Raw genomic sequence first — 9,493 nt, forward strand, 5'->3', positions numbered from 1 at the left:
GACGATCGCCGATCGCAACCTCGCCCCCTCCGCCGCGCGCGCGCGGCCGCAGGCGCAACAGCAGCGGCTCGACCTGCGCGACAGTTTCGCGCTGCCGTCGATCGACCTGCTCACCCCCGCCCCCGCGCCGCAGGGCGCGCCGATCGACAAGGCGGCGCTGGAACGCAACGCCCGCCTGCTCGAAACCGTGCTCGACGATTTCAACGTCAAGGGCACGATCACCGAGGTGCGCCCCGGCCCGGTCGTGACGATGTACGAACTGGAGCCGGCGCCGGGGATCAAGGCCACGCGCGTCATCAGCCTCGCCGATGATATCGCGCGCAACATGTCGGCGATCTCCGCGCGCGTCGCGACGATTCCGGGTCGCACGGTGATCGGCATCGAACTGCCCAATGCCAAGCGCGAGATGGTCGCGCTCCACGAACTGGTCGCCAGCCAGGCGTTCGAGGATCAGGCCGCGCAGCTGCCGGTGATCCTGGGCAAGAATATCGCCGGCGATCCGGTGATCGCCGATCTGGCGCCGATGCCGCACCTGCTGGTTGCGGGCACCACCGGGTCGGGCAAATCGGTGGGCCTCAACTGCATGATCCTGTCGTTGCTGTACCGGCTGACCCCGGACCAGTGCCGGATGATCATGATCGACCCCAAGATGCTCGAACTGAGCATGTACGACGATATCCCGCACCTCCTCTCCCCCGTCGTCACCGATCCGGCCAAGGCGGTGCGCGCGCTCAAATGGGCGGTCGAGACGATGGAGGACCGCTATCGCCAGATGTCGTCGGTCGGCGTGCGCAGCCTCGCCAGCTTCAACGACAAGGTCCGCGCCGCGCGCGCCAAGGGCGCCCCGCTCGGCCGCCGCGTCCAGACTGGCTATGGCGAGAACGGCCAGCCGATCTATGAAGAGGAGCAGCTCGATTACGACGTGCTGCCGCAGATCGTCGTCATCGTCGACGAACTGGCGGACCTGATGATGACCGCCGGCAAGGAAGTGGAATTCCTGATCCAGCGCCTCGCGCAGAAAGCGCGCGCCGCGGGCATCCACCTCATCATGGCGACGCAGCGGCCGTCGGTCGACGTCATCACCGGCGTCATCAAGGCGAACCTGCCGACGCGCATCAGCTTCCACGTCACGTCGAAGATCGATTCGCGCACTATCCTGGGCGAACAGGGCGCCGAACAACTGCTGGGCCGCGGCGACATGCTCTACATGCCCGGCGGCAAGGGCATCGTGCGCGTCCACGGCCCGTTCGTGTCGGATGACGAGGTACGCGCGGTGACCGATCACTGGCGCGCGCAGGGCCAGCCCGACTATATCGAATCGGTCACCGAGGAGCCGGAACAGAGCTTCGCGCTGGATGGCGCCCCCACCGGCGAGGATTCCGAGGAAGATCAACAATATCGCGCCGCGGTCGCGCTGGTCTGCGGCAGTCAGAAAGCCTCGACCTCATGGCTGCAACGCCAGCTGCGCGTCGGCTACAATTCCGCCGCACGCCTGATCGAGCGGATGGAGAAGGAAGGCGTCGTCAGCCGCCCCGACCATGTCGGCCGCCGCGAAGTGCTGCGCGATACCGATGGGAACCCGGTGTGACGGGATGGGTCGGCGCGTTGAAAAATCGTCGAAACCTGCTATATTAGCGACAGGCCGGGACTTTCCCGGATGAGCGGAAGGCCCGGCTCCTTTGGAGAGGATGGGTCATGACGATCAGAGACATTCCCCACTACAGTGCCGAGGCGGTTGGCATGGTGCTGTTGTTCGCAGTCGCGGTGCTGTTCGCGCAGTTGCTCGCGACGGCGTTGATCCGGCTGGGCGAGCTGGTGATCGGTTGATCGCGCCGCCGCCCGCCTGATCGCGGACGGCGGTGGATCGTGGGCGGTCAGCCGATATGTTCGGCGAAGAAGGCGGCGGTCCGCTCGTCCGCCAGCGTCGCCGCTGCGTCCGACCGGCGCTTGCCGAATTCGGTAGCGAAGCCGTGATCCTCGCCCGGATAATCGTGCAGCGTCACCTTGGGGTGATCGTCCAGCCCCGCGTGCATCGCCGCCTGGGTCGCCGCATCGACGAAGCCGTCGTCGCCCGCAATATGCAGCATCAGCGGGTTGGCGATCGCGTGCTTCTCGCCCAACAGCCCGTCGACGCCCACCGCATAATAGCCGACCGAGGCATCCACGTCGGTGCGCGCCGCGGTCATATAGGCCAGCCGCCCGCCCAGGCAGTAACCGACCGCGCCGACCTTCCCGCCGCTTTCCGCGTGGGCATAGCGGATCGTCGCTTCGATATCGCGGACGCCGGCGTCCTGGTCGAAGTCGCCCATGATCGCCAACGCGCGCTGCATTTCGGCATCGACATCCGGGTCCAGCTCGATCCCCGGCTCCATCCGCCAGAACAGGTCGGGCGCGATCGCCAGATAGCCCGCCGCCGCCAGCGTATCGCACTTGCGGCGGATGCCGGCGTTCACGCCGAAGATTTCCTGGATGACCACGATCGCCCCTCTGGGCGCCCCCGCGGGGTCGGCGCGATAGGCGGGCATCTGCTGTCCGTCGAGCGTGGCGATGGTCACGTCCGTCATGTTCGTCGTCTCCTTTGGCATTCCGGCGTCAACGTCCCGCAGCGCATCCGGCCGCATGGCGTTGCGGTGGATGGCGGTTCGCGGGCATAGATCGACCTATGGGTATGGCGCGCGACGGGTGCGCTCAAGGGATCAATGCGCATGAAGGTGACCATCGAGGTCGATTGTACCCCAGAGGAGGCGCGGCGCATGATGGGCCTGCCGGATCTGACGCCGCTGCACGACCGCTATCTGGCGAAGATGCAGGACGCCGTCGAGAACGGCACGATCGGCCCCGAGATCGTTGGCGCGATGCTCAAGAGCTGGGCGCCGATGAACGACGCCGGGATGGATATGTGGCGGTCGCTGTTCGCCGCGAGCACCGGCAAGCCCGCGGGGTGAGCGACACGATCTTCGCGCTGTCGAGCGGCCGCCCGCCCGCCGCGATCGCGGTGCTGCGCATCAGCGGCCCGGCGGCTCGTACCGCGGCGGAGGCGCTCGCCGGGCGCTGCCCCCCGCCCCGCCGCGCCTCGCTGCGCACCGTGCGCGATGCGGCCGGCGCCCCGCTCGATCGCGCGCTGGTACTCCACTTCCCCGGCCCGGACACCGCGACGGGCGAGGATCTGGTCGAGCTGCATTGCCATGGCGGCCGCGCCGTGGTGGCCGCAGTGGAACGCGCGCTCGCCGCCCTGCCCGGCTTGCGGCTCGCCCGCCCCGGCGAATTCACCCGCCGCGCGCTGGAAAGCGGCCGCATCGACCTGGCGCAGGCACAGGGGCTGGCCGATCTGCTGGAGGCGGAGACCGAAACCCAGCGCCGCACCGCACTCGCCGCCGCCGAGGGCGCGGTGGGTCGCGCAATCACCGGCTGGCTCGACCGGCTGGCCGCCATCGCCGCGCAGGTCGAGGCGCAGCTCGACTTCGCCGACGAGGCCGATGTCGAGGACGCCGGCGGCTATGATCCCACGCACGCCATCGCCGCCCTGCTCGCCGAATGGCGCACCATCCTTGCCGCGCCGAGCGTCGAGCGGCTGCGCGATGGCGTGCGCGTCGTCATCGCCGGGCCTCCCAATGCCGGGAAATCCTCGCTGTTCAACGCGCTTGCCGATCGCGACGCGGCGATTGTGACGCCGATCGCGGGGACCACGCGGGATATTTTGGAAGCCGCGGTGATGCGCGACGGCATTCCCTACCGCCTCACCGACACCGCCGGATTGGCCGAGGCGACCGATGACGAGGTTGAGCGGATCGGCATCGACCGCGCCGCCGCCGCGATCGCCAGCGCCGATGTGCTGCTGTGGATGGGCGCCCCGGCCGAGGCCCCGCGAGGGGCGATCGTCCTCGCGGGTAAGGCCGACCTAACTGACACGGACCCCAACGACGCCGACCTTGCCGTATCGGCGCGCCTGCCCGATACGGTGGCGGCGCTATGGGCCTTGCTTGCCGATCACGCACGCATGATGCTGGCGATCGACGGCGACATGGCGCTTCGCCAGAGCCAGCGTGACGCGCTTGCCGATGCCGCCGCCGCGCTTGATCTTGCCGCGAGGGCCAGTGACCTGTTGATCGTCGCCGAGCAGTTACGCGTTGCCACCCGCCCGCTCGCTGCGCTACTTGGTCGGGACGCTACGGAAGCGATGCTGGACGCGCTGTTCGGCCGCTTCTGCCTCGGGAAATAGATGTTCCACGTGAAACAGTTTGATGTGATCGTCGTCGGCGGCGGGCACGCCGGCACGGAGGCGGCTGCCGCTGCCGCCCGCCGCGGCGCGCGCGTGGCGCTGCTCTCGCAGTCGCGCGCGCAGATCGGCACCCTGTCGTGCAACCCCTCGATCGGCGGACTGGGCAAAGGCCATCTCGTTCGCGAGGTCGACGCGCTCGACGGACTGATGGCACGCGCCGCCGATGCCGGGGCGATCCATTATCGCATGCTCAACCGGTCAAAAGGCCTAGCCGTCCAGGGGCCGCGCATCCAGGCCGACCGCCGCCGCTATCGCGCGGCCATCCACGACCTGCTCACCGCCACCCCCAACCTTACAATCGTCGAGGGCGAGGCGGCGGGGCTGACGCTTGACCACGATCGCCTGACCGGCGTCCGCCTCGCCGACAACAGCACGATCACGGCACCCGCCGTCGTTCTCGCCACCGGCACTTTCCTCGGCGGCCGCATCTATCGCGGCAGCGAGCGCGAGGCCGGCGGGCGCGTCGGCGAACGCCCGGCGCTCGAACTTGGCGAACAGCTCCGCTCGCTCGGCCTCCCCATGCGCCGCCTCAAGACCGGCACTCCGCCGCGCCTCAACGGTCGCACGATCGACTGGGCGCGGTTGACCCCCCAGCCCTCCGACGAAGACCCGTGGCGCATGTCGCCGATGACGTATGGCCGGCGCCTGCCGCAACTGGCCTGCGCGGTGACCCGCACGAACATCACCACCCATGATATCATCCGCGCCGGGCTGGACGATTCGCCGCTCTTCTCCGGCGCGATCGAGGGCCAGGGACCACGCTATTGCCCGTCGATCGAGGACAAGGTGCACCGCTTCGGCGATCGCGACGGGCATCAGATATTTCTGGAGCCGGAGGGACTCGACGACACCACCGTCTATCCCAACGGCATTTCCACCTCGCTTGCCACCGACGTGCAGATCGCGATGGTCCGCTCGGTGGAGGGACTGGAGCGTGCGGTCATCACCGTCCCCGGCTATGCGGTCGAATACGATCACCTCGATCCGCGCGCGCTCGACCACCGGCTGGCGCTCGCCGCCCTGCCCGGTCTGTTCTGCGCCGGGCAGATCAACGGCACCACGGGCTATGAGGAAGCTGCCGCGCAGGGACTGATCGCCGGGCTCAACGCCGCCGCCGTTGCGCGCGACGACGCGCCCGTCATCCTTGATCGCGCCAGCGCCTATGTCGGCGTGATGATCGACGATCTGGTACTGCAAGGGGTCAGCGAACCCTATCGGATGCTCACCGCGCGCGCCGAGTATCGCCTCGCGCTGCGCGCCGACAATGCCGAGACGCGCCTGTCCGCGCTCGGTGAGGCCGCCAACTGTCTTAGCGAGCAACGCCGCGCCCATGTCGCGCGCCGCACGGCGCAGCGCGACAACCTGCGCGCCGGCCTGGTGGCGGCATCTGAGGTCGACCCCGACATCGCGCGCGAGGTCGAGGAGGACGCGCGCTACGCCCCCTATCTTGCCCGGCAGGCCGAGGAGATCGACCGGATGCGCCGTGACGGCGCGATTGCCATCCCGACCGGCGCCGCCCTCCACACGATCGCAGGCCTGTCGAACGAGATGATCGAACGCCTGACCACCGCCGCCCCGACGACGCTCGATGAGGCGTCGCGGGTGCGGGGCGTCACCCCCGCAGCGCTCGCTGCGCTGTGGCTGCACGCAAGGAAGTCCGCATGATCGCGAGCGAAGACGACGCCCGCGCCTGGATCGCCGAGCGCCACGGCGCCGCCGCCGTCGATCGGCTTGCCGCCTTCGCCGCGATCGTGGTGGAAGAAACCGCGCGCCAGAACCTCATTTCGCCCTCCACCATCCCGCATATCTGGGTGCGCCACCTGCTCGATTCGGCGCAACTGCCTGCCCATGCCGAAGGCGTCGCCGGCGCATGGCTGGACGTCGGCACCGGCGCGGGCTTCCCCGGCATCGTGGTGGCGATGCTGCGGGACGCGACGACAACGCTGGTCGAGCCGCGCGCGAAGCGGGCGAAATTTCTATCGGACAGCGCGGCGGCACTGGGCCTAGACCACGTCACGGTCGTTCAGTCGCGAGTCGAAACGATGCCGGCCGCGCGCTTCGCGGTGATCTCGGCGCGTGCGGTCGCATCACTCGACGACATCGTCGACATGACCCGTCACGTCCGCGACCAGCGCACGCTTTATATCCTCCCGCGCGGCCGCTCCGGGCGGTCGGACCTTGAAACACTGCGGCGTGAGTGGCAGGGATTGTTTCACGTGGAACAGAGTCTCACCGATCCTGAATCGTCGATCATCCTCGGCAAGGGAGTGACCCGCTGATGTTCTGCATCGCCGTGGCCAATCAAAAGGGTGGCGTGGGAAAGACCACCAGCGCCATCAACGTCGCCACCGCACTGGCCGCGTCCGGGCATCGCGTCCTGCTGATCGATCTCGATCCGCAAGGCAACGCCTCGACCGGGCTGGGCATTGCGCAGGCACAGCGCGGCCGGTCGAGCTATGATGTGTTGATCGAACGCGATGGGTTGGTCCCCGCCGCCGTGCCCACCAGCATCCCCAAGCTCGATATCGTCCCCGCCACCGTCGACCTGTCGGGCGCGGAGATCGAGCTGGTCGAACTCGATCAGCGCACCCACCGCCTGTATCGCGCGATGGAGCTGGCGGAGGATCGCTGGGACATCGTCCTCATTGATTGCCCGCCCTCGCTCGGATTGCTGACGATCAACGCGATGGTCGCCGCCGATGCCTTGCTGGTGCCGCTGCAATGCGAATTCTTTGCGCTGGAGGGGTTGAGCCAGCTGCTCAACACCGTCGAGCGGATCCGTGCGCGCTTCAACCCGTCGCTGTCGATCCTCGGCGTCGCGTTGACCATGTACGATCGCCGCAACCGCCTGACCGATCAGGTATCGAACGACGTGCGCGCGGTGCTGGGCAAGGTGGTGTTCGACACCGTTATCCCGCGTAACGTGCGCCTGTCGGAGGCGCCCAGCCACGGCCTGCCCGCGCTGATCTACGATCATCGCTGCAGCGGGTCGGAGGCCTATATGGCCCTCGCGCGCGAAGTGCTCCAGCGGCTACCGAGAGAGAAGGAAGTAGCATGACCGACGCCCGCCGGAACCGCAGCGGCCTGGGCCGCGGCCTCAACGCGCTGCTCGGCGACGTCGCCCGCGACGAACGCGATACCGCCGCCGACGGCCCGGCGCGCGGCGCGGTGCGGATGATACCGGTCAGCGCGATCGCCCCCCACCCCGGCCAGCCGCGCCGCCATTTCGACGAAGCCGCGCTGGAGGAACTCGCCGCCTCGATCGCCGAGCGCGGCGTGATCCAGCCGATCATCGTCCGCCCCCACGGCCATGATTACCAGATCGTCGCCGGCGAACGCCGTTGGCGCGCGGCGCAGCGCGCGCGTCTCCACGAGGTGCCGGTCGTCGTCCGCGACTATTCCGACAGCGAAACGCTGCAGATCGCTCTTCTGGAGAATATCCAGCGGCAGGATCTCAACGCGATCGAGGAGGCGCAGGCCTATCAGCGGCTGCTCGACGAATTCGGCCACACGCAGGAGGCACTGGCCAAGGCGGTCCACAAATCGCGCAGTCATGTCGCCAACCTGTTGCGATTGCTCGATCTTCCTGCCGAAATCCAGGCCCGCGTCGTGGAGGGGGCGCTGACCATGGGGCACGCCCGCGCGATCCTGGGCGCGGCCGATCCGATGGCGCTCGCCGACCAGGTGGTGGCGCAGGGCCTGTCGGTCCGCCAGACCGAGAAGCTCGCCGCCGACGTCAAGCGCGGCGGCTCCGGCGGTTCGGCACCACGCCGTGCGGGCTTTTCGGATCATGCCACCGGCAGCGCCGATATCGAGGCGCTGGAACGCCAGCTCGCCGACCTTCTCGGGCTGAAGGTGCACATCGCCTTCCATCCCGAAGGCCATGGCTCGATCACGCTCGACTACAGCACGCTCGACCAGCTCGACATGGTCTGCCAGCGGCTGAGCGGGGAGCGGATCTAGCCCACCCGCCGCGCCAGCCGCAGCAGGAAGGCGTCCGCCGCGACGCGCCCCGCCGGCCCCAGCGCGATCGCCTCGCGCTCGGTGCGCCGCGCCGCCGCCTGCGCGGCGACCAGATCGGCCAGCTTCCACTTGCGCACCGCCGCCGCTGTCGCGGCCTCTTCCTTCCAGAAGACGCGGTGGCGCTTCATCACCTGATCGATGCCCTCCCCGCCCTCGACCGCCGCACGCATCTCCGCCAGCGTCACCAGCCGTCGCCCGAGCGCGCGCAGGATCGGGATCGGCGAGGCATCCGCGCCGTTCATCCGCCGAAGCGCCTCGACCAGCACCGCCACCTCGCCCGCGGTCGCCGCCAGCACGATCTCGCCGATCTCGCCCTCCGCAATGTCGGCACCGATCGCGTCCAGCGCCGCTTCATCCGCGTCGGCGGGCCGGTCGGGCGCGGCATCGACGTACAGCGCCAGCTTCTCGACCTCGCGTGCCATCACCGCGCGGTCGCCGTCCGCGGCGCGGACGATCCGCTGCACCGCCGCCGGCGCGATCCGCAGCCCGTGCGTGCGCGCCAGATCGTTGACCACCGCGCCGGCATCGCGCGCGTTCGGCGGATAGCAGGCGAACGCCATCGCGCGATCCGAATCGATCGCGGCCTTCACCAGCTTGCCGGTCGCCTTGACGCTCGAGGCGATCATCACCGCCGGATTGCCCGCCTGCTCCGCCGCCAGCAGCGCCTCGACCGCCTCGACCGATTCCTCCCCCGCCCCGGTCACGCGGATCCAGCGCGCATCGCCGAACAGCGAGATCGCCGCCGCCTCGTCGCTCAACCGTGCCGGATCGCCGCGCAGCGTCGCGCCGTCGAGGTCGACACGCTCCGCCCCCGCGCCCAGCGCCTTGCCCAGCCGCGCGGCGAACGCCATCGCGGTCGATTCGTCGGGACCGTGGAGCAGGTAGAGCCGGATATCCGCCGGCGGCCGGTCGAGCGCAGCCGTCAGCCGCGGCTCGGTCACCTTCATGGCGCGGGCGTACCCGCCGCGGTTCCGGCGGTCGCCCCGGCTGTCGCCTGCGTGCGCCGCGCATACAGCGCCAGCCGCCCGACGATCTGTTCGGCGACCGTGTCCGACAATCGCTCCAGCGCGGTGCTTTCCGCCGCGATCGTCGCATATTCCGAACCGACCACGTCGATTCCCGCATCCGATCCGGCGGTCGCATCGAGCACCACGGTGCCCTTGCCCGCCTCGATCAGCTGGAAGCGCGCGC

At 69.4% G+C, this 9,493-nt stretch carries 10 protein-coding genes and 1 pseudogene; 8 read left to right on the plus strand and 3 right to left on the minus strand.

Translation table 11 applies throughout. From position 1 onward, the window contains the following. A partial coding sequence (locus tag AX685_RS18060; protein ID WP_066491122.1) for a DNA translocase FtsK occupies positions 1 to 1,588 on the plus strand: 1,588 nt, incomplete at its 5' end. Positions 1,589 to 1,695: 107 nt separating this feature from the next. Then, complete coding sequence (locus AX685_RS23390) at positions 1,696 to 1,827, plus strand: hypothetical protein (RefSeq protein WP_269450508.1); 132 nt, start codon at positions 1,696 to 1,698, stop codon at positions 1,825 to 1,827. A 47-nt stretch (positions 1,828 to 1,874) separates the two neighbouring features. Here AX685_RS23390 and AX685_RS18065 read toward each other — a convergent pair whose 3' ends face one another. After that, the gene (locus AX685_RS18065) at positions 1,875 to 2,564 is read right to left on the minus strand and encodes a dienelactone hydrolase family protein (RefSeq protein ID WP_066491140.1); all 690 of its coding nucleotides are present in this window, start codon (positions 2,562 to 2,564) and stop codon (positions 1,875 to 1,877) included. Positions 2,565 to 2,705: 141 nt separating this feature from the next. Between AX685_RS18065 and AX685_RS18070 the strand changes: the two genes are divergently transcribed. The 6 genes from AX685_RS18070 to AX685_RS18095 are packed head-to-tail and all read left to right on the plus strand — an operon-like array spanning position 2,706 to position 8,242. Next, entirely contained in the window at positions 2,706 to 2,945 is a 240-nt protein-coding gene (locus AX685_RS18070; RefSeq protein ID WP_066491125.1) for a DUF6489 family protein, read from the plus strand. After that, on the plus strand, positions 2,942 to 4,219 hold the full coding sequence (gene mnmE / locus AX685_RS18075; RefSeq protein ID WP_066491128.1) for a tRNA uridine-5-carboxymethylaminomethyl(34) synthesis GTPase MnmE: 1,278 nt from the start codon (positions 2,942 to 2,944) through the stop codon (positions 4,217 to 4,219). The genes AX685_RS18070 and mnmE overlap by 4 nt, the downstream gene beginning before the upstream one ends. Continuing rightward, a complete protein-coding gene (mnmG, locus tag AX685_RS18080; protein WP_066491130.1) occupies positions 4,220 to 5,944 on the plus strand; it encodes a tRNA uridine-5-carboxymethylaminomethyl(34) synthesis enzyme MnmG in 1,725 nt (574 codons plus the stop codon). After that, positions 5,941 to 6,558, plus strand: coding sequence for a 16S rRNA (guanine(527)-N(7))-methyltransferase RsmG (gene rsmG, locus AX685_RS18085; RefSeq protein ID WP_066491133.1), 618 nt, complete (start codon positions 5,941 to 5,943; stop codon positions 6,556 to 6,558). The genes mnmG and rsmG overlap by 4 nt, the downstream gene beginning before the upstream one ends. Then, entirely contained in the window at positions 6,558 to 7,337 is a 780-nt protein-coding gene (locus AX685_RS18090) for a ParA family protein (RefSeq protein WP_066491134.1), read from the plus strand. Before rsmG ends, AX685_RS18090 begins: the two co-directional genes overlap by 1 nt. Continuing rightward, positions 7,334 to 8,242, plus strand: coding sequence for a ParB/RepB/Spo0J family partition protein (locus AX685_RS18095; RefSeq protein ID WP_066491136.1), 909 nt, complete (start codon positions 7,334 to 7,336; stop codon positions 8,240 to 8,242). Before AX685_RS18090 ends, AX685_RS18095 begins: the two co-directional genes overlap by 4 nt. Here AX685_RS18095 and holA read toward each other — a convergent pair. Then, positions 8,239 to 9,249, minus strand: a complete 1,011-nt coding sequence (holA, locus tag AX685_RS18100) for a DNA polymerase III subunit delta (RefSeq protein ID WP_066491138.1) — start codon at positions 9,247 to 9,249, stop codon at positions 8,239 to 8,241. The genes AX685_RS18095 and holA overlap by 4 nt on opposite strands. Continuing rightward, positions 9,246 to 9,493, minus strand: a pseudogene (locus tag AX685_RS22895) (LPS assembly lipoprotein LptE); the annotation flags it as partial. The gene holA and the pseudogene AX685_RS22895, both read right to left, overlap by 4 nt.

Origin of the sequence: Sphingomonas sp. CCH9-F2, assembly GCF_001556735.1 — a bacterium.
Classification (GTDB): Bacteria; Pseudomonadota; Alphaproteobacteria; order Sphingomonadales; family Sphingomonadaceae; genus Sphingomonas; species Sphingomonas ginsenosidimutans.

Bases quoted from the DNA above. Each gene is read 5' to 3' on its own strand.
- AX685_RS18095 (WP_066491136.1), top strand. From the start codon at position 7,334: ATGACCGACGCCCGCCGGAACCGCAGCGGCCTGGGCCGCGGCCTCAAC.
- holA (WP_066491138.1), bottom strand. From the start codon at position 9,249: ATGAAGGTGACCGAGCCGCGGCTGACGGCTGCGCTCGACCGGCCGCCG.
- AX685_RS23390 (WP_269450508.1), top strand. From the start codon at position 1,696: ATGACGATCAGAGACATTCCCCACTACAGTGCCGAGGCGGTTGGCATG.
- mnmG (WP_066491130.1), top strand. From the start codon at position 4,220: ATGTTCCACGTGAAACAGTTTGATGTGATCGTCGTCGGCGGCGGGCAC.
- rsmG (WP_066491133.1), top strand. From the start codon at position 5,941: ATGATCGCGAGCGAAGACGACGCCCGCGCCTGGATCGCCGAGCGCCAC.
- AX685_RS18065 (WP_066491140.1), bottom strand. From the start codon at position 2,564: ATGACGGACGTGACCATCGCCACGCTCGACGGACAGCAGATGCCCGCC.
- AX685_RS18070 (WP_066491125.1), top strand. From the start codon at position 2,706: ATGAAGGTGACCATCGAGGTCGATTGTACCCCAGAGGAGGCGCGGCGC.
- AX685_RS18090 (WP_066491134.1), top strand. From the start codon at position 6,558: ATGTTCTGCATCGCCGTGGCCAATCAAAAGGGTGGCGTGGGAAAGACC.